The sequence below is a fragment of the Simiduia agarivorans SA1 = DSM 21679 genome (genome assembly GCF_000305785.2).
Classification (GTDB): Bacteria; Pseudomonadota; Gammaproteobacteria; order Pseudomonadales; family Cellvibrionaceae; genus Simiduia; species Simiduia agarivorans.
The window spans coordinates 13124-36474 of sequence record NC_018868.3 but is presented as its reverse complement, the minus strand read 5'-3'; the positions used below and the strand labels follow the sequence as shown (position 1 = coordinate 36474).

The 23351-nt window shown below is 55.7% G+C and carries 21 protein-coding genes and 1 tRNA gene; 15 read left to right on the top strand and 7 right to left on the bottom strand.

Translation table 11 applies throughout. From position 1 onward, the window contains the following. The first annotated feature begins 294 nt into the window (after positions 1 to 294). A complete protein-coding gene (locus M5M_RS20285) occupies positions 295 to 1920 on the top strand; it encodes a methyl-accepting chemotaxis protein (protein ID WP_016389123.1) in 1626 nt (541 codons plus the stop codon). Here the strand turns inward: M5M_RS20285 and M5M_RS00150 are convergent. Beyond that, positions 1910 to 2581, bottom strand: a complete 672-nt coding sequence (locus tag M5M_RS00150; protein ID WP_015045442.1) for a transglutaminase-like cysteine peptidase — start codon at positions 2579 to 2581, stop codon at positions 1910 to 1912. The two genes, M5M_RS20285 and M5M_RS00150, sit on opposite strands and share 11 nt — an antisense overlap. A 96-nt stretch (positions 2582 to 2677) precedes the next feature. On the opposite strand from M5M_RS00150, the gene ylqF reads away from it, so the two are divergent. Next, positions 2678 to 3616: a ribosome biogenesis GTPase YlqF gene (gene ylqF, locus M5M_RS00145; RefSeq protein ID WP_015045441.1), complete on the top strand. Its 939-nt coding sequence runs from the start codon at positions 2678 to 2680 to the stop codon at positions 3614 to 3616. Next, a complete protein-coding gene (locus tag M5M_RS00140) occupies positions 3616 to 4398 on the top strand; it encodes a sulfite exporter TauE/SafE family protein (protein WP_015045440.1) in 783 nt (260 codons plus the stop codon). The genes ylqF and M5M_RS00140 overlap by 1 nt, the downstream gene beginning before the upstream one ends. Here the strand turns inward: M5M_RS00140 and M5M_RS00135 are convergent. Further along, on the bottom strand, positions 4385 to 5218 hold the full coding sequence (locus tag M5M_RS00135; protein WP_144062356.1) for a peptidylprolyl isomerase: 834 nt from the start codon (positions 5216 to 5218) through the stop codon (positions 4385 to 4387). The genes M5M_RS00140 and M5M_RS00135 overlap by 14 nt on opposite strands. Positions 5219 to 5479: 261 nt before the next feature. Between M5M_RS00135 and M5M_RS00130 the strand changes: the two genes are divergently transcribed. From M5M_RS00130 to M5M_RS00115, 4 genes are all read left to right on the top strand, one after another. Beyond that, positions 5480 to 7093, top strand: coding sequence for a hypothetical protein (locus M5M_RS00130; RefSeq protein WP_211216996.1), 1614 nt, complete (start codon positions 5480 to 5482; stop codon positions 7091 to 7093). Positions 7094 to 7112: 19 nt separating this feature from the next. Beyond that, positions 7113 to 8816 (top strand): PhoX family protein, encoded by a 1704-nt coding sequence (locus tag M5M_RS00125; RefSeq protein WP_015045438.1) that lies wholly within the window; start codon positions 7113 to 7115, stop codon positions 8814 to 8816. 185 nt (positions 8817 to 9001) lie between these two features. Next, complete coding sequence (locus tag M5M_RS00120; RefSeq protein ID WP_015045437.1) at positions 9002 to 9607, top strand: TetR/AcrR family transcriptional regulator; 606 nt, start codon at positions 9002 to 9004, stop codon at positions 9605 to 9607. Further along, positions 9604 to 11235 (top strand): acyl-CoA dehydrogenase family protein, encoded by a 1632-nt coding sequence (locus tag M5M_RS00115; protein ID WP_015045436.1) that lies wholly within the window; start codon positions 9604 to 9606, stop codon positions 11233 to 11235. The genes M5M_RS00120 and M5M_RS00115 overlap by 4 nt, the downstream gene beginning before the upstream one ends. Before the next feature lie 6 nt (positions 11236 to 11241). Here the strand turns inward: M5M_RS00115 and M5M_RS00110 are convergent, their stop codons facing one another. Then, positions 11242 to 12123: an EamA family transporter gene (locus M5M_RS00110; RefSeq protein ID WP_015045435.1), complete on the bottom strand. Its 882-nt coding sequence runs from the start codon at positions 12121 to 12123 to the stop codon at positions 11242 to 11244. A gap of 108 nt (positions 12124 to 12231) precedes the next feature. On the opposite strand from M5M_RS00110, the gene M5M_RS00105 reads away from it, so the two are divergent. Beyond that, complete coding sequence (locus tag M5M_RS00105; protein WP_015045434.1) at positions 12232 to 13614, top strand: aminotransferase-like domain-containing protein; 1383 nt, start codon at positions 12232 to 12234, stop codon at positions 13612 to 13614. A gap of 95 nt (positions 13615 to 13709) precedes the next feature. After that, on the top strand, positions 13710 to 14066 hold the full coding sequence (locus M5M_RS00100; protein ID WP_016389121.1) for a hypothetical protein: 357 nt from the start codon (positions 13710 to 13712) through the stop codon (positions 14064 to 14066). Positions 14067 to 14367: 301 nt separating this feature from the next. Here the strand turns inward: M5M_RS00100 and M5M_RS00095 are convergent, their stop codons facing one another. Next, entirely contained in the window at positions 14368 to 15375 is a 1008-nt protein-coding gene (locus M5M_RS00095) for a permease (RefSeq protein ID WP_015045432.1), read from the bottom strand. 118 nt (positions 15376 to 15493) lie between these two features. On the opposite strand from M5M_RS00095, the gene M5M_RS00090 reads away from it, so the two are divergent. From M5M_RS00090 to M5M_RS00075, 3 genes are all read left to right on the top strand, one after another. Then, a complete protein-coding gene (locus tag M5M_RS00090; protein WP_015045431.1) occupies positions 15494 to 15811 on the top strand; it encodes an ArsR/SmtB family transcription factor in 318 nt (105 codons plus the stop codon). A gap of 253 nt (positions 15812 to 16064) precedes the next feature. Continuing rightward, entirely contained in the window at positions 16065 to 16541 is a 477-nt protein-coding gene (locus M5M_RS00080) for a hypothetical protein (RefSeq protein ID WP_015045429.1), read from the top strand. Then, positions 16538 to 16804 carry a hypothetical protein gene (locus M5M_RS00075; protein ID WP_015045428.1) on the top strand — a complete coding sequence of 89 codons (267 nt, stop codon included), beginning with the start codon at positions 16538 to 16540 and terminating at the stop codon, positions 16802 to 16804. The genes M5M_RS00080 and M5M_RS00075 overlap by 4 nt, the downstream gene beginning before the upstream one ends. A gap of 385 nt (positions 16805 to 17189) precedes the next feature. On the opposite strand, the gene M5M_RS00070 is transcribed toward M5M_RS00075, so the two are convergent. After that, positions 17190 to 17265, bottom strand: a tRNA-Ala gene (locus M5M_RS00070). Positions 17266 to 17406: 141 nt separating this feature from the next. Beyond that, positions 17407 to 18897, bottom strand: coding sequence for a glutamate--tRNA ligase (gene gltX, locus M5M_RS00065; protein WP_024330540.1), 1491 nt, complete (start codon positions 18895 to 18897; stop codon positions 17407 to 17409). Between the two features lie 312 nt (positions 18898 to 19209). On the opposite strand from gltX, the gene M5M_RS00060 reads away from it, so the two are divergent. Beyond that, on the top strand, positions 19210 to 20424 hold the full coding sequence (locus tag M5M_RS00060; RefSeq protein ID WP_024330541.1) for a hypothetical protein: 1215 nt from the start codon (positions 19210 to 19212) through the stop codon (positions 20422 to 20424). Between the two features lie 12 nt (positions 20425 to 20436). Then, positions 20437 to 20871, top strand: coding sequence for a type 2 periplasmic-binding domain-containing protein (locus tag M5M_RS00055; protein ID WP_015045426.1), 435 nt, complete (start codon positions 20437 to 20439; stop codon positions 20869 to 20871). Between the two features lie 65 nt (positions 20872 to 20936). On the opposite strand, the gene M5M_RS19210 is transcribed toward M5M_RS00055, so the two are convergent. Then, positions 20937 to 22256: a sensor histidine kinase gene (locus M5M_RS19210; protein ID WP_016389118.1), complete on the bottom strand. Its 1320-nt coding sequence runs from the start codon at positions 22254 to 22256 to the stop codon at positions 20937 to 20939. 218 nt (positions 22257 to 22474) lie between these two features. Here M5M_RS19210 and M5M_RS00045 point away from each other — a divergent pair, with 218 nt between their 5' ends. After that, positions 22475 to 23320 (top strand): 6-carboxytetrahydropterin synthase, encoded by an 846-nt coding sequence (locus M5M_RS00045; RefSeq protein ID WP_015045424.1) that lies wholly within the window; start codon positions 22475 to 22477, stop codon positions 23318 to 23320. Positions 23321 to 23351 lie beyond the last annotated feature (31 nt).

Sequence of the window (23351 nt, the reverse complement as noted above, 5' to 3'; positions counted from 1 at the left end):
ATTGCGGCCCTTTTTTTCGCCTGCCTGTTCTGGCGGTGCAAACAACCACTCAAGGCAACAGGCATACCGCCTTTTTCCCCGGATGGGCGCCCGGGGTTTACCCGCCGCACGGGCATGCCAAACACGCTCGCAGCGCTCATTGCCGGTCCACAAAATTTTTCACGACCGGCGGACGATTAATCCCTAAGTTTTACCGGCAACTGCCGATATCTTGCATATACTTAAACCGTATTGGTGACTTTTTAGTCATCAAAACTTATTAAAAAATGTGTGTTTATTACTAAAGGGGTTGCCATGAACTGGCTTCGATCAAGTATGCAGGCGCGGTTGATGTCCTTGGTGGGCGCGGGTCTGCTGGCTATGTTTCTGGTGGCCGAGTTTGCTGTATCGGCTCTCAATGGCTCAGTACAGGAATATCGGGACCTGCTCAGCAAGCAGCTGACCTACGAACGCAACATCTCTGAAATCAACTACGAATTCAAAATTCAGGTGCAGGAATGGAAGAACGTCCTGCTCAGAGGATTTGACGAAGCCGATCGGGAAAAATACTGGGACAGGTTTAAAACCAAACACCAACTCATCCAGGAAAAAGCCCGGGCACTTGAAACCGCTATGGGTGCCAGCCCCTACAGGGCACAGGTGGAACAATTCCGCGATGCCCACAAAAAAATGTACGACGCCTACAACAAGGGCTTTGAAGATTTTGTGTTCAGCGAGTTCAATCCGGTAGTGGGCGATCAGGCGGTGCGCGGCATTGACCGTGAGCCCGCCAAATTACTCGATGAAACCGCAGCCAGTCTTGCCCAAGCAGTACAAAGTGACTCGCGCAAGGTGGACGAAGCCGCCGACGCGCTCGCGACCACTGCCGCGATGGGCCTGATTGTCGCTGCGGTCGTGATCCTCGCACTGCTCGGGTGGACATTGAAAGGCTCGATCATTTTGCCGATTCACCAAATGGTGAAAGACATTCAACGATTCGGCCGAGGCGATTTCAGCCGTGCGTTGGCCAGTAATCGGCTGGACGAAATTGGTGACCTGACCCGCAACCTGGAGTCCATGCGTGCAGAAATCGTCAACATTATCGCCGCCGTTAAACAAACCGCCTCGGCCTTGAATGAAGCCAGCGGCAACATCAACGAAACCGCATCCGAAATTGCCCAACACACGGGTAAAACCGAGCACTTCACCGACCAGGTTTCCACTGCCATTAACGAGATGAGTTCAACGGTGCAAGAAGTGGCTGGTAATGCCGCCGGTGCTGCAGACGCGGCTCAGGCTGCCGATAACAACGCCAAGTCCGGTCTGGATGTCATGCAACAAACCATTGCGGCCATCAACACCCTGTCAAACGAAGTGGACAAAATTGCCGTTGCCATGGACAAGCTCGAACAGGATACGTCCAGCGTCGGCACCGTGCTGGGTGTGATCAAAGGTATTGCCGAGCAAACCAACCTGCTGGCCCTGAACGCGGCCATTGAAGCGGCGCGCGCCGGCGAACAAGGCCGTGGCTTTGCCGTAGTAGCGGATGAGGTTCGCGGCCTGGCCCAGCGCACGCAGGAATCCACAGCGGAAATTCAACAGATTATTGAAACCGTTCAAAGCGGTGCAGCCACTGCCGTCAGAGCCATGCGCGACGGCCAGGGCAAAACCAGCGCGACCGTGGAGCTGGCCGGTGCCGCAGGCGATTCCATCCGCGCCATTACCGATGCCGTTTCACGCATCCGGGATATGAATACCCAGATTGCCACCGCGGCTGAAGAGCAAAGCTACGCATCAGACGAAATCAGCCGCAATGTAGGCAGCATGGCCGAACTGGCCCAGAATGCGCACTCCAGCGCGCGCCGCTCCACTGAAATCGCCAACGAGCTGGACCACACCGCGCAGGAACTCACCACCTTGGTGGCGCACTTCAAGGTGTAGGTTTACCCGCTTCGTTCATTTCACGCAGCATACGTTCATTCACCTCCCGCCACTGTGGGAGGTTTTTTTGCGTGTCGCTGGTGAGTTTTTTTGCACGCGCTTTGGCCAACCACAAACCATCTCCATTAAAACTGTACACCGGCAACAGGTCTTCCCGCTGAGACGCGGGCAGGATGGTTTTATTGATGTTGTCCAGAATCAGGGGTTCTGCATCCGGCGAGGGGTAGTAAGCCAACACCATATGGGCCTGGTTGTACTCCAACGCCTTAACATAGGTGATGCGTAACTTGTCGAGCGCCAGCTGTGTGTGCAGTAACGTAAAATACTTGCCGATGGAAAAATCTTCACAATCGCCCGCATTAGTGGCCAGGGTTTCAATGGGCGTGGCCCAATAGTCTTCTTTTTGCCAATGCTCCAAATCCGCAACCCAACGCACCTGATTGAAAAAATCGTTGGCATTGGTGAGTTTTTGCTCATCGGTAGAATGATTCTGCAGGCTCGCCTGCATATTCTCTGGCCAACTGGCCACGCGAACCCGGGCCTCGGGGCCCCATTTGCTCTGAACCCATTCCAATACTGACGGGGTGACGCCAAAATTCTGGTCCAAGGCCCACGCGGCACTGGCCATCAGCCCAACGGACGCAACAGCAATTCTGATCAATTCACCCTCCTTAATTCAGGACCTAGTATAGTCCGGTTCGCCAAAGCCCGCGCCAATGGGTAAAATTGCCGCCTTGCACATTTTCAGGAGACAGGCATGAGCATCCAGTGGTATCCCGGTCACATGCATAAAGCGCGCAAGCAAATGCTTGAGCTGTTACCGCGCATTGACGTGTTGGTGGAAATACTGGACGCGCGGGTGCCCCACTCCAGCCAGAACCCGGTGATCGCCGAGGCCTGCACTCATCTGCCGGTGATCAAGCTGTTGAGCAAAGATGACCTGGCCGACCCCGCCATGACCCAGGCCTGGCAGACGCACTTTGAACAACAGGACAATACCCGCACCCTGGCGGTAGACCTGCGCATGCCGGGTAAACTGAAGAGCCTGATTCCGGAGTTGGTGCGCAAGCTGGCGCCAACCAAGGCCGAACAGAACCGAACCATCAACGTATTGGTGGCCGGCATTCCCAACGTAGGCAAATCCACCTTTATCAATACCATGGCCGGCCGGCCGGCGGCCAAAACCGGCAATGAACCGGCCGTGACCAAAGCCCAGCAACAAATTAACCTCGAAGACGGGGTCATCCTGTTTGACAGTCCGGGCATGCTGTGGCCCAAACTCGAGCATAACAACACCGGTTTCCGCTTGGCGGCCACCAGTGCCATCAAGAACACGGTGATCGACTTTGAAGACCTGGGGCTCTACCTGGCAGACTACCTGCTGCCCAACTATCCGGAAGGACTGAAGGAACGCTATGGCCTTAAAAGCCTGCCCAAAGACAGCCTGGGCCTGATTTCTGCGGTTTGCCAACGCCGAGGCGGCATGAAAGCCAATGAAGTGGACTATTACAAAGGCGGTGAAATACTGGTGTCGGATTTCCGCGCTGCCAGACTTGGCCGGATCACACTGGAAACCCCGGAGGTCATCGCGCAGGAATTATTGGAAGTGGAACAGGCCCGCGCGCTGAAAGCGGAGCGTGACGCCGAAAAAGAAGCGAAAAAAGCGCTCAAAAAAGCCGGTAAACGCCACACCTGATGACACCGTTTTTTCCTGAACTGTCTGTTATTGCCCACCTGCTGATTGCATTGGTGTTCATCTGGTCGGGTTTTGTCCGTTCAGGTTTAGGCTTCGGGGGCGCGGTCCTGTCCCTGCCCTTTATCCTGCTGATCGACGACCGTCCCTTGGTGTATCTGCCGATCATCGCTGTGCATCTGTTGGTGTTTTCGAGTCTCAGTATTTGGGGTGATCGCCGTAAACACAAAGATTCCGGGGTGGATACCCGGGTTGACTGGGGCTATCTCAAACGCGCTCTGGGCATCATGCTGGTACCGAAACTGATTGGCGTATTCGGACTGCTGGCGCTGCCCAACCACATCATGACCGGCATTATTTTTGCCATCGTGGTGATCTACTCCATCAGCTACATTGCCAACCGCCCCATCGTCAGCAAGCAGCCCTGGATGGACACTGCACTGTTGATGCTGGGCGGCTATGTGTCGGGCACGTCCCTGATTGGTGCGCCGCTCATCGTGGCGGTATTTGCTGCGCACGTGGCCCAGGCCAGGCTACGCAACACGCTCTTTGCCCTCTGGTTTATTCTGGTGGCCATTAAGATGGCTGCCTTCATCTGGGCCGATGTGGACCTGCAACTCATCCAGCACCTGTGGTTATTGCCCTGCGCCGCCGTCGGCCACTGGCTCGGCCAACGGTTACACAACTACCTGGCGCAAACCGACGCCCGCGTGTTCTATCGCTGGCTGGGCGCCGTGCTACTGCTGGTGAGCAGTGCCGGCCTCACCAGCATTATGCTCGCCTGACCGCTATAGGTACCTGACAGGCATCCAATACCGCGGGCGGCTTCTGAAAAAAGAACGGATGGGCCCGCGCCCGCCGGTCGGCCAGCTTTTGCTCAAAATCCTCGCCCTCGGTCTGCTCCACACTCAGCGCAATGCGCTGCTCCGCCGGCAGTGCGCTACCCACCGCCGCCCAACGGATTTTCGTTTGCGGGTCACCGGCAGCCAGCATGCCATCGCTTTCGGGCTTGGCCCGGAGAATTTGCTGCACCTTGTCCATACCCCATACCACGCGCCCGAACAGGGTCATGATATTGTCGAGATAGCGCGGCGCCTGACCGATAACGATATAGAAATCGGTGGTGGCGGAATCGGGATCATCGGCGCGCGACATCCCCACCGCACCCGGGCAATGCAACAACCAGCTGGTGCGTTGATCCTGTCCCACACCCACGGCAAACCCCCGCCAGAAGCCGGTGATGGGTGCAAACATATCCGGTCGCTGCACCAGCTGAAGCGGATCGCGCGCAGTCAATTTCACATTTGCCTCCAGCCGCAAGGGCAGCATACCCGGACTATTTCCATTCGCCCCGGCCTGTGCCACAAAGCCCTCGATGACGCGGTAAAAACTTTTTCCGTTATAAAACCCCGCACCCGACAATTCGCGGATACGCGCGCTGGTTTTCGGCGCATAACGGTCATTCAGTTCGATAACAACCATGCCGGTATCGAGATAGAGATACCACAAGTTGGCCTGTTCAATCGGGCGAAAACTCTGACCGCTCACTGGCCCCGAAAGAAAAACAACAAATCCTAAACACACGCCCCACATTGTCCATTTCAATTGCGCTGACTCCCGTCTGTTGTTTTAACTCTGTCAAAGTGCAGAGAATTTAACCAACCTATCCTGCCACTTTCCGCTTAGTTTATTCCTCTGGCACACGGCTTCACACAACTGCAACCCGTGTGTCATGTGCCTGGCACAAGCTTGTCACAATTGCTGGCTATTGTGGGCGCTGATTCAAGACCAGCAGCTTATAAGAATATGCAACACACGATCCGTTTCTTGTGGCTTCCAGCCCTGCTTATTTCCGCCTGCAGCGATATGACACCCTCTGATCTGGCAGCCAATCAACCTGTGTATACCGGATTTCCGAGTATCGAGCCGCACCAGATACTGCCGGTGGAAAATGATCGCCTGTACAACCAGGAGGCGCCGATTCCACCCCAGTGTTACACCCGCACCGAAGCATCACACAATCCCTGCTTTGTTTGCCACCAGGTTTACCCGCGGGGTAAATCGGCCGATTACCGTATGAACAAACTAGACGACGGTGCCCTGCAGGGCAACTACCTGTTTTCGGATGTGGGCGTCAACAATCACTGGCAGAATTTGTTTGTCGACCGACGTGATTATGTGGCAGCCATCAGCGATCAAACCATTGATCGCTACGTCAATGAAGACAACTATACGGCCCTGGCACCTCGACTAAAAGCAAACAACTGGCAGGGTTATACACCCGATTTGCAGAACTTTCATTTGGCAGACGGCGCATTTGACCAGGACGGCATAGCACTCGACAACAGCCATTGGGTTGCATTCAATTACAAGCCCTTCCCGTCGACTTTCTGGCCCACCAACGGCTCATTTGGCGATGTGGCTATACGCCTTGACACTCCCTTCCGTGAGCGTCAGGGCCAATACAATATCGATATTTACAGGTTGAATCTCGCCCTAGTGGAAATAACCATCAAAGATCTGCCATCCATTTCTGTGCTTCCGTTTGATGAGTCCCGCTACCAGATTGATATCAACGGCGACGGAAGATTCAATGCAGCAGAAACCCGCTTGCGCGCACAAGAACACTATTTCGGTGATGCCAGCCAGGTGGTCGTCACGCCACAACAATACCCTACCGGCACCGAATTTTTACACAGCGTGCGCTATCTTGGTATTGATCAGGACGATCAGATAGTCGCGCCGCCACGGATGAAAGAATTGCGCCACATGCGCAAAATAAAAACCTTGTCCGATGCCGAACTGGACAACCGGTATCGGCGAGAACGCAAAGAAAAAGTCGACGAAGACCTGCCCTACTTTATCCACCATGGTGATGCCGGTATGGAAAATGGCATGGGCTGGATGATCAGTGCATTCGTCGAAGACGCCAGCGGTGAACTCCGGCCGCAGACGCATGAAGAAAACATGGCATGCATGGGCTGCCACAGTGCCATTGGCAGCACCATCGATCAGACCTTCTCCATTGGGCGCAAGGTCACGGGCCCCGAAGGTTGGGGTTATATCAATTTACAGGGCATGCCGGACGCGCCCACGGTAAGTCATGCCGAACCGGAAATTCTGGCCTATTTCAAACGTGTCGGCGGTGGCGATGAATTCCGTCAGAACACGGAAATGCTGGCGCGCTGGTTTGATGACAAAGGCCAGGTAAAAACCGGGGCCGTTCTCGCCGCAGATGTATATCAGCTGATTACCCCCTCGGCCGAACGCGCCCGCCAGCTCAACAAAGCCTACACCCATATTGTGCGCACCCAGAGCTATCGCTTGGGTCGGGATGCCACTTGGGTACCTGCAAAGAACATTCATCAGGCCATCGATGAAGGCACTCGACCACTCGACCCGAAGCACCAGGCATTGGGTTGGGACCTGCGCCTCGATTGGCAATCATCATCAAATGCAGCACAAGTGGCTGCGGAATAACCCTAAGGGAGACGCAAGTATGTTTGGGATTCAACGCAACCTATTGGCACTGGCAATTGCCACTGCCCTCACCGCATGCGGTGGCGACGACGGCAGCAATGGGATCAATGGCACCAACGGAGCCAATGGTGCTGATGGCGCCGACGGTCAGGACCTGGTGGCGGCACCCAGCCTGATCCGACTGGCAACCCTGCCCATTGGCTCGGAGGTCACCGGCCTGTACAAAACCGATAACGGCGAGCTTTTCTTCAACGTACAACACCCTTCCGATACGCTGGCAGCACCGGAAAACCTGGCTGCGGTCGGCGTGGTTGAGGGCATGGATCTGGATCGCCTCGACAAGCGACTGGCAGATGTGGCTGTACCGGCGGATGGCAGTGCCGAAGCCAACACCACCCAGCTCGCCATTGGCAGCTACAAAGTCCTTGGCCGCGCCGGAGACACCTATCAGGGCGCGTTGCCGTTTGGTCTGGGCAGCATCGTAAACGGTGCCAACACCCAAGCACTGAAACAATCACAGGACCCGGATTTTAACGCCTTTGTCGCCGCTAACGCCGACGGGTCTGAAGGTTACCTGTTCACCAGCTGGGAAGACCGCCCGGGCGCGGTCAGCCGCATGCACGTGAGCCGCGATAGCGAAGGTGAGTGGAGCGTAAGTGACGTGATGAACGTGGACTTTTCTGCCGTAATGGGCACGCTGATCAACTGCTTCGGTACCCTGTCACCATGGAATACCCCGCTGGTGGCAGAAGAGAACTACGAAGCCGAAAACGCGGAGAACTGGAACAACCCGGCCTACACCTCGGGCTACCCCAGCTACACCGACGTGCAGCTGTTGCAAGACTATCTGGGCGGTACCTTTCCCAACCCCTACCGCTACGGCTATATCGTAGAAATAACCCAGCCGACAGCGGCCGCACCGGTACCGGTTAAGCATTTCACATTGGGTCGTATGGCACATGAAAATGCCGTGGTTATGCCCGATCAGAAAACTGTTTACCTGACCGACGATGGCACTGACAAAGGCTTCTACAAGTTCGTTGCCACCAACCCCGGCGATCTGAGCAGTGGCACCCTGTATGCCGCCAAAGTGACACAGGATGCAACTTCAGATACCGCCCGCGCCGGCATGAACCTGAGCTGGATTGAGCTTGGTACCGCCACCAATGCCCAGCTGGAAACCTGGATCGCCAGTTACGACAACATTGATGAAACCGACTATGTGGATGGCGCCACCAGCTACATTACCCAGGCAGAAATCGATGACTGGGCGGCCAATGGCACCGGTGATGACCGCTATGCGTTCCTGGAAACCCTGCGCGCCGCTGAAGCCAAGGGAGCAACGGTGGAATTCCGCAAAATGGAAGGCATTAACATTAACTACCACGGCGCGGCCAGTGGCACCTTGCCGGTGATGTATGTGGCCATGTCTGAAGTCAGAAGCGGTATGACCGATAACGAAGGCGACATTCAACTGACTGAAAATCGCTGTGGCGTGGTGTACCGCATGGGCCTGGATGCCAACTACAACACCACGCGCATGGAACCCGTGGTGGTAGGTGGTCCCTACGACAGCACGGCGGCAACCAATCGCTGTTCAACCGACGGTATCAGCAACCCGGACAACCTGCTGGTACTGGACGATGGCCGGGTACTGATCGGGGAAGATACCAGCAACCATGAAAACAACATGATCTGGGTCTACAACCCCGCCGGCGAATAATTCTGCAAGCGTTCTACTGCAGCATCTTATGGCGGCTCCGGCCGCCTTTTTTGTTTATCGGGTTTATCGGGGTCAGACTCCCCCATACCTGGGTATGGGGGAGTCTGACCCCGATCACGCCAATTGCTGGTGTGCGCCCCGCAAATCTGATAATGTGAATTCTAATTCACTTTATTTAACTGTGCATGGCTTATCAGGAAACCGACTACACCCGCCAGAACAAAGCCGACACCCGCAATGCCCTGCTCAGGGCCGGGCATAAACTGCTGGCGAAAAAGGGCTTCAGCGCCATTTCCATCGCCGGGGTTGCGCAGCAGGCCGGCATGGCCACGGGCAATGTTTACCGCTACTTCAAGAACAAGTCCGCTCTGGTGGTGGCGCTGTTTGAACGCGCCACACAATATGAAATCGAGGCTGTGTTTGATTCGGTCAATGCGCTCGCGCCGGCCGAGATCCAGTTGCGCACGCTGCTCACCGCGTTTGCCCAACGCGCCAATGCCAATCCGGTCTTGTCCTACGCCCTGCTGGCCGAGCCGGTTACACCGGAGCTTGAAGCAGCGCGCCAAACCTACAAAGCCACCTGGGCCGGAAAGTTTCAGCAGGTCATTCAGCAAGGTATTCAGCAGCAGGTGTTTGTCGAGCAACCCGTGCAGGTGGCCGCGGTCGCCATTGTTGCGGTGATGGCCGACAGCCTGATTCTGCCAGACCCTTACGCCCGGCTGACCGAGCAACACATCGAGCACCTGGTTAATTTTTGCCTGCGCGCCTTACTCACGGGAGATCCGCAATGAATTATTTGGCCGATACACACGCGGTAGAGAACCAATCCGGTGCGCTGGAAAATATCTCGCTGCTGGAATCTGACAAGGCGTTATTACAGTTCACGCAACATTTATCGACGCCACAAAAAACCGGGCTCACGGCGTTTGGTGAGCTGGCGGGGTCCGCGCGCTACCTGCAATTGGGTTTTGACGCCAACGCCCACAAACCCCAATTCAAAACCCACAACCGTTTTGGCGAGCGCGTGGATGAAGTCAGTTTTCATCCGGCCTATCACCAGCTCATGCAGTCGGCCATGCAGCACCAATTGCATTGCAGCCCCTGGCAGGCAACAGACACCAACGCCCATCAACACCGGGCGGCCATGTACTACCAACAGACGCAGGTGGAAGCCGGTCACGGCTGCCCGATCACCATGACCTTTGCTGCCCGACCCACGCTGCTCAAACAACCCAACATCACGGCCGACTGGATCAAGGGCACCTCATCAACCCAGTACGATGCAAGCAACCGCCCCTGGTACCAGAAAACCGGTCTCACGCTCGGCATGGCCATGACCGAAAAACAAGGGGGCTCCGATGTGCGCGCCAACACCACCCGGGCCTATCCCGTTGGCCAACCGGGCAGTGGCGAAATGTATGAATTGGTGGGCCACAAGTATTTTGTTTCCGCGCCCATGAGCGACGGTTTTTTGGTGTTAGCCTATGTGGAAGATCGGCTTTCGTGCTTTCTGGTGCCGCGCTGGCGCCCTGACGGCAGCAAAAATCCGCTGCAAATCCAGCAACTGAAAAACAAAATGGGCAATGTATCCAACGCCAGCTCGGAAGCCGAATTGCGCGGCGCACTCGGTTGGCTGATTGGCGATGAAGGCCGGGGTGTGGCCAACATTCTGGAAATGGTCGCGCTCACCCGCTTCGATTGCATGATCGGTTCGGCGGCCGGCCAACGGGCGGCCACGGCGCAAGCCATTCATCACTGCAGTCGCCGCGCCGCCTTTGGCGCGAAACTGATCGATCAACCGCTGATGCAAAAGGTGCTGGCCGATCTGGCGCTGGAAAGCGAAGCCTCGCTCGCGCTTGCGGTGCGTATGGCCCAGTGCCTGGACAATCCCACGCCGGTTAATCAGGCACTGCTGCGCGTGGGCACAGCAGTGGGTAAATACTGGATTTGCAAACGCACACCGGGCCACGCTTACGAAGCCATGGAATGCATTGGCGGCATGGGCGTGATGGAAGACGGCCCCATGGCCAGGCTTTATCGCGAAGCACCCATCAATGCCATCTGGGAAGGCTCCGGCAATGTGCAATGCCTGGACCTGATGCGCATTCTGAAAAAACACCCGGACTGCCTGGAGGCACTCTGGGCCGATTGGTCCCGTTTTCCGGCACTCACCGCGCTGCAAAACCAGCTGCACAAACAATTCCAGAGCAGTGAACGGGAACTACTGACACACGGCCGGCTTTTGATGCAGAAGCTTGCATTGGGCAGCAGCGCCGCCGCACTCATGCACATGCAATCGCCGTTAGCCGATGCGTTTATTCAAAGCCGTTTGGTCGCACCCGAACTCGGCCTGTATGGTTCCCTGCCCGCCAGCGTGGATTGTGGTGCGATTATCCGTCGCGCCGCACCACACCACTGATGGGTTTTACACGGGCTGCCGGCGCCCGACCGGCAGCTTCACCCAACCCTGCCCGATGGCCAGGCCGGTAAGAATCAACACGCAGGCCGCAATTTTTACCGGGCCCAGTTGCTCACCGTAAAACACCACGCTGCCCAGAAAGCCAAACAGTGGCACCAGCAAGGTAAACGGCGCCACCAGCGACATGGGGTAACGACGGTTGAGTCTGTTCCACAGCCAATATCCCAATAAGGTGGTGGGCCAGGCCTGAAACAAAATGGAAAACAGCGCGCGCCCGTTAAACCTGTCTGGCAATTGATAAAACACCTCGGCGCCAAACCAGCCCCAGGCCAGCAGCACCAGCGGCAAAGGCGCGAATGCCATGCCCCAGACGCCAAACGCAAATACCTTGTCGGTATTGGCCTTTTTAACCGTTACCCCCATCAGGCTCCAACACTGGGCGGCAATCATGGCGAGCCCCAGGCCTGCCCAACTGACGGAGCCGTCGGTCAGCAACAGCGTCAGCAGCAAACCGGCCAGCGCCAGCCCGGCACCGGCGATTTTTTGCGCTGTTATCACCTCTCCGAACAGCCACCATCCCAGCGCCAGACCCGAAACAATATTGAGCTGCAATAGCAGGCCTGCCATGCCCGGGGATAATCCCATATCCATCGCCAGCGTCATCATGCCCCAGATGCCCACACCGAAACTCAGGCCATAGGCCACCAGATAACGCCAGGCCACCGCGGGGCGCGGCACAAACAGAATGGCGGGAATAACGGCACAGAAAAACCGCGCCGCCGTCAGCAGCAACGGATTAATCTGGTCCACCCCCAATTGGATGGCAGAAAAGTTAAGCCCCCACAGCGCCATTAACGCCACAACAATCAATAAGTCCCGATTCGACATACACACCTCCAGATAGGTGAGGTGATTGTGACCTGACGGCAAAAAAGATACAGATTCAAATATTGAATATTTTTAGAGTACAATTAATGCGCTTCGAAGGAGAAGGCTATGCAATACAAACGGCTCGCCAACAATCTTCAACGCCAGATTCAGCAGGGTCAGCTCACAGCCGGCGACAAACTGCCAGCCCTGCGCAGCCTCGCCCAACAGCACCAGGTGAGCATGACCACGGCGGTGAACTGCTACCAATGGCTGGAAGCCGGCGGATGGATTCAGGCGGTACCGCAATCCGGCTTCTATGTGAAAGGCGCGCCTCAGACCAGCAATCCGCCCGCCCCCCTGCCCTTTACTGCCGTGGCAGTAAAAGCCAACCGGGCGGTGGAAATCCCGGGCCTGCCCTTGGGGCCTTTGGGGATTTCGAGACTGGCACCAGAACTGTTGCCCACACAGGCTTTGCAGCGCGCCATGAAGCGCGCCCTCCAACGATTGGGTAACGGCTTGCATGACTACCCGCCGCGCGCGGGCGCCGCCGCATTGCGGGAGGCCCTGGCCCAACACCTGCGACACTACCAGCTCTACCCCGAGGCCGATGACCTGCACATCACCCATGGTTGTCTGGATGCCGTACGCCAGGCACTGGAAGTCTGTACCCGACCTGGCGATACCGTGGCCATCAGCTCGCCCTGTTTTAATGGCCTGCTGGAACTGCTCGCGAGCCTGGATCGGCAGGTGCTGGAAATTCCCGGCACCCGGGAAGGCGTGGACCTGATACAACTTGAACAGCACCTGGCCGCCGGAGACGTGCAGGCCTGCCTGCTCTCCAGCAGCCACCTGAATCCGCAGGGGATCTGTCTGTCGGTTAACCAGAAGCAGCAATTAGCTACCATGGCCGCGCGCTACCAGATTCCCATGATCGAAGACGATATTTACCTGGAGCTGGACACCCGGCCAGACGCCGCCATTCCCGCCAAACACTTCGACCGCGACGGCTGGATACTCTGGTGCGGTAGCGTGTCCAAAAGCCTGGGCGCCAGCCTCCGGTTGGGCTGGTGCTGGCCCGGCCGCTTTGCTCCGCAATGGCGCGAACGGCAAAGCCATCAGCACTACGGCGTGAACCTGCACGCCCAGTTGGCCTTAGCTGACCTGATCAACACCGGCGACTACTCGCGTCATCTCAATCGCCTGAAACCCACACTCGCCAGCCAGCTTCGTCAATACCGGCAGGTGATCAGCCAGCACCTGCCCCAGGCCCGCATCAGCGATCCCACTGGCGGCTGCGTACTCTGGGTGCAAGTGCCGGGATTGGATAGCCAATTGCTGGCAGAACGTGCGTATGCGCAGCACATAGACCTGCGGCCAGGCGAGCTGTTCAGCAGCCGCGGGTTTTATCGGGATTGCTTTCGTATCAACGCGGGCTTTCCGTTAGTGGACAATGATGGAAAAGAAACGGATGCAGCGCGACAATTGCGTACAGTGCTGGCATTGGTCTAGCAGTCCAAGAAAAACGGCAATCGCTCAGCGCCCTGCCCTGTGCAGGGTTTGATCAGGCATTTTTTGGATTGGAATTATGTTGGATTGGAGCTTTTTTGGATTGGAATTTTTTTTGGATTAAAACTATGCCCATCGTTAACTGCGTGATATCACCCGATTGTCAGCCTTCAAACGAAAACCTTGTGGAACTGTGGGCGCGGGAGGCGGGTATTGATCCGGAACACATTACCGTCAACCTGATTACACGAAACCAACAATGGGGCAAAACTTACAAAGTTATGGCCAATCTCTGGCTGCCCTCCGTTTGGTCAGATACTCAGGTCTCTGCAATACAACTCGGCCTTGCACGGGCTCTGGCCCGTTTTTACCACCTTCATCCGGACGACATCCACGTTATAACCAGTGTTGTTGAATCTGGCAGGGTGGTTGAGTCCGGTTGCGAGGTGAACTAGGGCCTGTTCACACTATTTTGATTGTCGCTGCTGGAACCCATTTTTGTGTCCAGCAAGACGGCGGGAGCGCCGTGTAGCGAGCTACATAAGCGACCAACAACGATGCTGGGCGCAAAAATGGGTCCAGCCCTTCGGGTTGCGGCTAAAAAAACGCCACTCGTCGTTGCTCGTCGCTAATTTGGAGTAACCAAACTGCACTCCTCGCGCCTAAATTGGCGCTTTTTTAGCCGCAACAGCGGCAACCAAAATAGTGTGAACAGGCCCTAGTAAAAACGGTTAACGGTCCTTTGGTATTTCGTGCTTAAAAAACCAGTTGATAGCCATAGCCCGCCACTACGGCCATGCCGAAAATCACCGCGACAAAGACTGCGATCATTTGCCAACGGAATAAAGACCTGAGCAATACCACCTCGGTAAGACTCGCGCCAGCACTCCCGATGATCAATGCCATCACCGCTCCCATGCTCATACCTTTTGCCACCAGCGCGGCAGACAGTGGAATCACAGTAGCCGCCCGGATATACAAAGGCACGCCCACTACAGCGGCGACGGGTATCGCGAGCGGATTATCTGCCCCGGCATAGCGGGCAATCAGCTCCGTTGGCAGAAAACCGTAGGTGAACGCGCCCAATGCAACGCCCACAAACAGGTAGGGCATCAGGCGGGTAAACTGGCTCCACGATTCCTGCCAGATACGCAACCAACGGCCCGCCAGTGGCGCCACCACAACGGGCGCAACAACACAACAACCGCCTGCATCGATGCTTACACCCGACGGCTGAACCTGGCTACAGCAACCCGTTGAGTCTGCGTTTCCATTGACGACTGCGGGTTCAGCACAGGAAGGTGAGCGCCCAAATACCCCGGGGCGGATATACCGATCAAACCCAAGTGAAGCCAAAAGGTAACCCATGGCGATGGCAACACTTAACGCAAAGGTCGCATAGAAAAGCGTCACCTCAAGGCCAAACGTTACCAGAAACAGCCCCAGAACAATCGGGTTGAGCAGCGGCGAGGTGAGCAAGAACGTGATGACCGGCCCGAAACTGGCGCGCGCCTTCAACAGGCCAGCCAACATCGGGATGGTCGAACAACTGCAAAACGGGGTCAGCCCACCAAGCATCGCAGCCCAAAAATAGCCACGCCCGCCACTAGCCCCCAGTGTGGCTTGCACCCGCTTGGCAGGAATCCACTCCTGAAGCACGCCCACCAAAAAACTGATCACTAAAAACAGCAGTGTGAGCTCAAGACCTAGCCATACAAACAGGGTTGCGGCTTCAGACAGCATTGCCAAAAGTTCAGGGTTCATAAAATAAAATCTATATTTCCAGTATTATGGAAATATGATGAGCAGAAAACGCCCCGCCGTCAATAAATTTCTAGTAATATGGAAATATTAAATAAGCGCCTACCCGCAGGAAACGTCCATGCAACTCGAACTCGCCGCCAAACGATTGGCAGAACTTGGCCACGCCACCCGATTGGAAATATTCCGCCTGCTGGTCAAGGGCGGTCATCAAGGCCTACCGGTTGGCGACATACAAACTGCCCTCAACGTGCCCGGCTCAACCCTGTCACACCACCTGACCCGCTTGGTAACAGTGGGATTAGTGGTTCAACGGCGCGAAGGCCGGACCCTGTATTGCGTACCACAGTATCCGGCTTTGGATGAACTCATTGATTTTTTACAGGACGAATGCTGCGCGAATGAATGTGCGAGAGAGGCTCGGCAGACAGTTGATTAACTCCGCGTTATCAGGCCAGGGTAAAGGTTTGCTTCTGGATCGGGACGCGGGATGGACTCACACTTCCCTGTGCTCGGGCCTTCGGCCACGCGAATCTAAACAGCACCTTGCGCAACACCCACTTGGCGCCCGACTGCAAAGCTAGCGTTATAGCACTCACAGGATGAATTGTGGCACGTATGTACCCCTGATTTTGCTTTAGTTTAACTGTAGCTGCTTCTAGCATACCCTCCTCAAAACAGGAGGCTTATGGATGGAGCAGTTTAAATCACTTGAGGACTTAAGAGACGCATTAAAACGACTCAGCCAATGGTTCGCACGACCCATCGTCGACGGAGAGCACCCTACCCTTCATTTAAACCCAGGCAGCACCCATCGCGAGGTGTTAAATGGCATACAACGCGATGACTACATTTTTTCCAGTTGCGGTAACTGGGTGCAACCCTCTATAGCGCACGGCCTTTCCTTTTCAGCCCACTGGCAGCACCTCAAAGGTATTCAGCGGATGAAAGCCAAGCGAAACCCCGGCAAACCAGTATCTGTATATTGGATTCTTGAGGTTGCGGACATTCCCGAAGGACTTAAATTCGTTCCAGATCCTACGGACAGAAAGAAACAACATTATTTGCTGGCCGTGACCCAAAAGATGCACGTAGCAGAACTTCGCTCAAAACTTGAATGGATTGCAGATAGAATGGCCGTCATCAAGGACGCTCAGGAGGCCTTATGATCGAATTTCGAAATGAGCGGGCGCGACAATTTGTTGCAGAGCAAGCCCAAAATCTCGGTGATACACGCGCACTGCAACTGCTGGAAACTGGCGTTCAATCGCCCGACGATGCCACCCATCTTGCGCGGCTTTATTGGGCCATTGTAGACGCGACCTTGGATCAAGACGTTGAGTACCTGCTTGAGCAAACCTATTCGGCGCTTCACATTCATTGCGGAAACAACGGCTTTGATTCAGCCTGGGAACAGGAGATTCCTCAGTAGCAGATGATTGCCGTTATGAATTTACTGATTTGGACTTAATGTGGACTTTAATCTCAGAAGTCGGAGTCCGGCCAGTTCACGAAAGAATTAATTCTTAGGTGAAGACGGTAGCGCGGAATGATTATCCAGGGCACATCCCTGTGCCCTGCCCTTCGGGCGCCAGTGCGGATCAAAAGGCTCCCGGCCTTTTGTCGGCCTCCGGTCTCACCCCTTCGGTCGCTTTGCGCCGCTACGTTCAAATGACCCGCACATCCCTGTGCTCGGACCTACGGCCCAACGGCTGAAGGTCGCCGTTGCCCTCGCGGCATTAGTGCATCCATGCACATCAACCGGGGGCTTAACTCCATCCCGCTTAGTTCCACCAAATAAAAAACCGTTTTTTATTTGGTGGAGCTAAGCGGGATCGAACCGCTGACCTCAACACTGCCAGTGTTGCGCTCTCCCAGCTGAGCTATAGCCCCAAAACTTGGGTCTGGGCAGTGTGCTTGGGTGTCTGCCTCAGAAGTGGTGCGCATTCTATCACCGGTCTGGGGAGTGTCAAGCTTTTATAAATCAAAAACTTATGTAACCTGCAGCGGCCCCACTGGGGGGCCGCTGGGTGGTCAGTTTCCGAGCAATTCGTAGGCTTTTTCCAGCTTTTTGGCCTGCTTTTTACCGATTTCACCAAACACGCTGTTGAGCGCGTGGCGGATGCGGGCACGGGACATGTCCGGGCCCAGCAGGGTCATGGAGTCCATGACCGAGAATGAAGCCGTGGTACCGGCTATGGCAATGAACAGCGGGGCCAGGAAATCTTTTACCTTGATGTCCATCTGGCCGGCCAGGGTCTTCAGCTCATTGAAAATGGCATCCCGCTCCCAGGTCCGCAGGGCTTCCAGGCGCCAGAGAGCAAACTGCAATACGGCTTTAAGCTGGTCCTCCTCCATTTTCAGGTCGGCAAAGCTGGCCTGGGAGATGGGCAATTGGCCGGCGGCCATGAACGCCATCAACGGGGCAAAGTCAGACAGTTTGTTCATGCGGGTCTGCGCGAAGGGCAACAGCTGCATCAGGCGCTCTTTATTGAAGGCCCAGTGGTGCAGGCGCTCGGCCAGCTGCTCCTCAGACAGGTTCTCCCGGATCCACAGGCCATTGAGCCAATCGAGTTTTTCCACGTCGAAGATGGGGCCACCCAAAGATACCCGCATGATGTCGAAGTTGGCGATCATCTGCTCAAGGGTGAACTTTTCGCTTTCATCTGGCATCGACCAGCCCATACGGCCCAGATAATTCAGCAGGCCTTCGGGCAAATAGCCCATATCCTTGTAGTAGAGGATAGACGTGGGGTTTTTGCGCTTGCTGAGCTTGGATTTATCGGGGTTGCGCAGCAGCGGCAGGTGACACAGCACCGGCATGTCCCACCCGAAATACTCGTACAGCAACTTATGTTTGGGTGCCGAGTTAATCCACTCCTCACCGCGCAACACATGGGTGATACCCATCAGGTGATCATCCACCACGTTTGCCAGATGATAGGTGGGCAAACCGTCGGACTTGAGCAGCACCTGGGCGTCAACCTGGCCCCAATCCAGCTCGATGGTGCCACGCAGCATATCCTCGATGGGGCAAGGGCCTTCGCCCTCGGGCACCACCATGCGGATCACATAGGGCATGCCTGCGGCTTCACGTTTGGCCACCTCATCTGCCGGCAACGCCAACTCTGAGGGTTTGAGTGCGGCAAAGCCGCCCTGCTCCCGGCGCGCGTCGCGCAGGGCATCCAGTTCTTCGGGTGTGCGGTAGCATTTGAACGCATGCCCTTTGGCAAGCAGCTCGTCGCAGTACGTCTGGTAGATTTCGCTGCGATCAGACTGCCGGTAGGGCCCGTGCGGCCCGCCCACGTCCGGACCCTCGTCCCAATCCAGCCCCAGCCAGCGCAGGCTGTCGAGGATGGCCTGCTCGGATTCCCGGGTACTGCGCACCTGATCCGTGTCTTCAATACGCAACAGGAACTGGCCGCCCTGACTCTTGGCGAAACAGTAGTTGAACAAGGCGATGTAGGCCGTGCCCACATGGGGGTCACCAGTGGGCGACGGGGCAATGCGCGTGCGGATGGTCATGGGTAATTTCCGGAACAAAATCAGACAATTATTGGCCTTCAGCGGCCGACTGGCGCGCATTATACGCAATTTGTGACGCTTCTCTAATATGACCAGCAGGTCACAGAAAAAGTACGCATTAATTTGACGCATGGGTCACGGTTAAATAGTATCGGCGACCAAATCTTAACTGACCGTCAACGTCCTTCTGGTCAGCACACAATAAAGGGCCACTCCAGGCCTACTAAATACCTATAAAAAGCCGCTTTTTATTACGCAAATTTTGCGTTTGTCATCTACCCTGTTTACAACATCAACCGAGAGAGAGTGATTATGAAAAAAGCCTTACTCGCAACAGCTGTTGCTAGCATGGCATCGGCCCTGGCGGTTAACGTCAACGCCGCGGATATTCGTTGGAATGGTTTTGCCTCCATCACCGGCGGCATCAGCACCAGCGAAGCCACACGCGATGACGGTCAAGAGTTGCGTCTTTATGGATACGACGACGACTTTAACTTCCGGCCCGAATCCAAGCTGGCTCTGCAAGCGTCCAGCAACCTGGGTAACGGGCTCTCCGTTACAGCGCAGGCCATTGCCCGGGGTGCAGACGACTTCAACGTAGAAATGGAATGGGCCTTCGTGTCCTACGACTTTGGTGACGCGTCGCGCATCAACGTGGGCAAACTGCGTATTCCCTTCTACCAGTACTCAGACTTTCTCGATGTAGGTTATGCCTACCCGTGGATTCGTCCACCAGAGTCTGTGTATGACCTCTTCTTCTCGACGATGGAAGGTGCCAACCTTCAGTTCAACGGGGCCTTGGGCAGCTGGGACTCTGGTTTGCAGCTGGTTTTGGGCCGTACTGCTAACGACCTCACTATTTCGGGTGAGGCATCACAGGCTGACTTGCGCAACTTGTGGGGTGGTGCCTGGACCGTCAACAACGATTGGCTGACCTTGCGAGCAGCTTATTTCCAGGCTGACACCAGCATTACCAATGGCACTTTAGCCGGTCTTGCAGGCAACCTGGTGGCGTCCGGCTGGGCCGACACCGAAGCGGGCTTTTCCGTAGAGGATGACAAAGGCTCTTTCGTTGGCCTGGGCTTCAAGGCAGACAATGGCAGCTGGTTATTTGCAGGTGAAATTACCCAGATCAAAGTAGATGACTCCTTCATCGCTGATCAGGATTCTGCCTACCTGACTTTGGGCAAAACCTTTAATGATCTGATGTTCCACATCACCTACGAGGTTCAGGAAGATACCCGCAAGGATGGTTTAGCATCAGAAATCACCACTACCTGTGCGGCAACACCAACCGATCCGCGCTGCGCAAACCCTGCACTGCCATTCTTGATTGGCGGCGTTGAAGCAGTGGCAAGCTCAGCCGAAGGTGAAAACCAAACCTGGACCGTAGGTATGCGTTACAACTTCCACCCATCAGCCTCTTTCAAAATCGACTACTCACAGCGTATGTTTGATTCTGACGGAAATGTGGGTGTAGACGGCGACGCTGGTGTCCTGCGCTTCTCTATCGACTCAGTGTTTTAAGGGAGGAATTTCATGAAAGCGTTATTCTCTAAGAAACTCGCCTCCCGCCTGCTGGCAATTGCTGCTGTTCTGATGAGCTGTGCAGCATGGTCCGGCGTTGCCGTGGTGGTTCACCCCGGCAACACCAACAGCATGAGCGAAGACGACATTTCGCGCATTTTCCTGGGTAAGAAAAAGGCCTTCCCCGACGGCTCCGACGCCATCCCGGTGGACCAGGCCGATGGCTCCGCTAATCGCAGCGCCTTCGTATCCACGGTACTGAAAAAGAACGATCAGCAGATCAAAGCCTACTGGGCACAGCTGCTATTCACAGGTAAAGGCACACCTCCGAAGGAAGTGGGTTCCAGCGCCGATGTGAAAAAGCTGATTGCACAAAACCCTTCACTGATTGGCTACATCGACACCGCCGATGTGGATTCAAGCGTAAAGGTTGTGTTCCAGTTCTGATGCTGTGACAACGACGCCAAGGGCAGCCACACCGGCTGCCCTTTTTTTGCCTGTCACCTTGATCACTATTGCAAGGGAAGCTCCAGACAAAAACGACTGCCACTGCCGTAGGTTGATTCGACGGTAATGGTGCCCCCCAACATCCCTGCCCACTGTTGCGACAATGCCAGCCCTAAACCGCTGCCTTCTGTTTCCTCGCGCCCTACACCGCGGGTAAAAGGCTCAAACAGCACCGCCACATCCTCTTCAGCAATACCCGGGCCGGTATCGGTCACACTGATGACGACGTAATTCTCCCGCGCTTCCAACCCGACCGTCACGCTGCCCTGCCCGGTAAATTTCAGCGCATTTCCCACCAGATTAACCAGAATCCGGTGCAATAAGCCTGTGTCAGTTTCCAGAGTAACGGGTGCAGCTGTTTTCACCTGTAAAGCCACCCCCTTGCGCACCAAAGAACGGAGATCACCACACACCTGCGCCAATAGCGTACCGAGGTCAACCGTTTCCCGATGAAGCAGCCCCTCACTATCACCGCTTTTGCGAAGTGCTAACAATTGATTCACCAACGCCAGTAAATCCATACCGTTGGTTTTTATCCGGGCAACAGAATCCAGATCCCGGGCGCTGAATGCAGCTCCCTCTTTTCGCTGCATCAACATGCGGGCGAAACCGATGATGGCGTTCAGGGGGGTGCGGAGTTCATGACTCATGGACGTAAAAAACGCCTGCTGGCGCGCCAGTGCTGCGCCAGCGGTTTGTTCTGCAATGACCCGGGCCCGCATTTCTTCTTTGAGGGAACGGATCGTTGCCTTCATGGCCTGTTCCGACGCTTCCACTTGCCCAATCAATCCGGCCAACGCCAACACCACACCAACAAGCTGAACAAACTGCTGTAACGTGTCCTGCCTTTGCTTGAAATACTCGGGTGTGAGGTCGGGAAAGACAAAACCCGAGGCGGACAACCCCCACAGGGTCAACATAATCGCAATATCGACGCCAATCCAAACCTTGGCTAAAGCCATCCCTCCCATCACGCCGGCAATCAAGGGGAGATATAAGAGCCAGGCGGAAGCGACACTGCCCAAGCCACCATTGGAGTAACAGCCAATAACAATGGCGACGCCGACAGCCGCCATACTCAGGTGAGGCGCGACCCGGTGCCAATTCACCGCCAGCAGCCCCCAAAGCGACAACCCGAGCGCAATCGACAGCCCCACAAGACGGACCGGCACCCACTGAACCCAGGCCATAACCCAGAAAATCAGGATCAAACTGATGAGTAGCCATTGGGTATAGCGCAACAGGCGTTGTTGCCTGGCCTGCACTTCGTCAAGCAGGCCCGGATCTAGCGCGCCATAAACCGCCCACTGAAAAAATTTTTGCAATGATCCTCCCAACCAGCGGTTGGCCTGGTGTACGGCAGAAAGTGACCGCACCCAGCGCATCCTCTGAAGCTCTATACTTACCCACATCAGTTTAGCAGGCTGTTAATAAGGCATTACCCGGTCAGGGGCCTGCGTCAGTTTGGCACCAGAGGTTGCACTTGAAAACTGGCGACCGGACCGCCAGAGCGGTATCATGCCCGACCTTACTGGAGACACTCATGCTGTTATTTGTTGACCAACTCACCAATGCCGACTTCAGCTACCTGCACCCTGAGCGCGGGCTGTTGGGCGAGACCTGGCTGGCCAGTATCCAGCTGGAGGGTCAGTTGGACGACCAGAGCATGGTGTGTGATTTCGGCCGCGTCAAAAAGCAGGTTCGCACTTTTCTCGACGACCGGATTGATCATTGCCTGCTGGTTCCCACCCGCTCTCCGAACCTGACCTGGGCGGAACAGGATGGTCAGATCAAACTGGAGTGGCGCTTTGGTGATACCCAGTTGCGTTGCCGCTCACCCAAGTCCGCCATCGCGCTGATTGACGCTGATCAGATAACACCCTCCACGGTTGCACACTGGTGCGAACAACAATTGCGGCACGCGTTTGGTGATGGGGTCGCCAGGTTAACTATGGCGTTTGAAGAGGAAGCTATCAGCGGCGCCTTCTACCACTATTCCCATGGCCTGAAGAAGCATGATGGCAACTGCCAACGTATTGCCCACGGCCACCGTTCACGTATTCAGATCTGGCGTAACGGGGTCAAGGACAGCGGTCTCGAGCAGTACTGGGCGGATCTATGGAAGGATATTTATATCGGCACGCGTGACGACATAATCGGCCAACCGGACCCGCTGATCGATTTCCGCTACCAGGCACAGCAAGGTGATTTTTTTCTGTCCATGCCCGCAAAGCATTGCTACCTGGTGGATTCAGACACCACCGTAGAATGCCTGGCCGAACACATTGCCAGCTCGCTTGCCGAGCAGAACCCGGGCGACAGTATCCGGGTGCAGGCCTATGAAGGTGTCAACAAAGGCGCCATCGTCCAGAAAAAAGCCGGCGCTTAACGCCGGCTTTTTTCTGCATCCCTACCCCAAC

Excerpts from the sequence above, each read along its gene's own strand:
- M5M_RS20285 (WP_016389123.1), top strand. The coding sequence starts at position 295 with ATGAACTGGCTTCGATCAAGTATGCAGGCGCGGTTGATGTCCTTGGTG.
- ylqF (WP_015045441.1), top strand. The coding sequence starts at position 2,678 with ATGAGCATCCAGTGGTATCCCGGTCACATGCATAAAGCGCGCAAGCAA.
- M5M_RS00140 (WP_015045440.1), top strand. The coding sequence starts at position 3,616 with ATGACACCGTTTTTTCCTGAACTGTCTGTTATTGCCCACCTGCTGATT.
- M5M_RS00130 (WP_211216996.1), top strand. The coding sequence starts at position 5,480 with ATGACACCCTCTGATCTGGCAGCCAATCAACCTGTGTATACCGGATTT.
- M5M_RS00125 (WP_015045438.1), top strand. The coding sequence starts at position 7,113 with ATGTTTGGGATTCAACGCAACCTATTGGCACTGGCAATTGCCACTGCC.
- M5M_RS00120 (WP_015045437.1), top strand. The coding sequence starts at position 9,002 with ATGGCTTATCAGGAAACCGACTACACCCGCCAGAACAAAGCCGACACC.
- M5M_RS00115 (WP_015045436.1), top strand. The coding sequence starts at position 9,604 with ATGAATTATTTGGCCGATACACACGCGGTAGAGAACCAATCCGGTGCG.
- M5M_RS00110 (WP_015045435.1), bottom strand. The coding sequence starts at position 12,123 with ATGTCGAATCGGGACTTATTGATTGTTGTGGCGTTAATGGCGCTGTGG.
- M5M_RS00105 (WP_015045434.1), top strand. The coding sequence starts at position 12,232 with ATGCAATACAAACGGCTCGCCAACAATCTTCAACGCCAGATTCAGCAG.
- M5M_RS00095 (WP_015045432.1), bottom strand. The coding sequence starts at position 15,375 with ATGAACCCTGAACTTTTGGCAATGCTGTCTGAAGCCGCAACCCTGTTT.
- M5M_RS00090 (WP_015045431.1), top strand. The coding sequence starts at position 15,494 with ATGCAACTCGAACTCGCCGCCAAACGATTGGCAGAACTTGGCCACGCC.
- M5M_RS00080 (WP_015045429.1), top strand. The coding sequence starts at position 16,065 with ATGGAGCAGTTTAAATCACTTGAGGACTTAAGAGACGCATTAAAACGA.
- M5M_RS00075 (WP_015045428.1), top strand. The coding sequence starts at position 16,538 with ATGATCGAATTTCGAAATGAGCGGGCGCGACAATTTGTTGCAGAGCAA.
- gltX (WP_024330540.1), bottom strand. The coding sequence starts at position 18,897 with ATGACCATCCGCACGCGCATTGCCCCGTCGCCCACTGGTGACCCCCAT.
- M5M_RS00060 (WP_024330541.1), top strand. The coding sequence starts at position 19,210 with ATGAAAAAAGCCTTACTCGCAACAGCTGTTGCTAGCATGGCATCGGCC.
- M5M_RS00055 (WP_015045426.1), top strand. The coding sequence starts at position 20,437 with ATGAAAGCGTTATTCTCTAAGAAACTCGCCTCCCGCCTGCTGGCAATT.
- M5M_RS00045 (WP_015045424.1), top strand. The coding sequence starts at position 22,475 with ATGCTGTTATTTGTTGACCAACTCACCAATGCCGACTTCAGCTACCTG.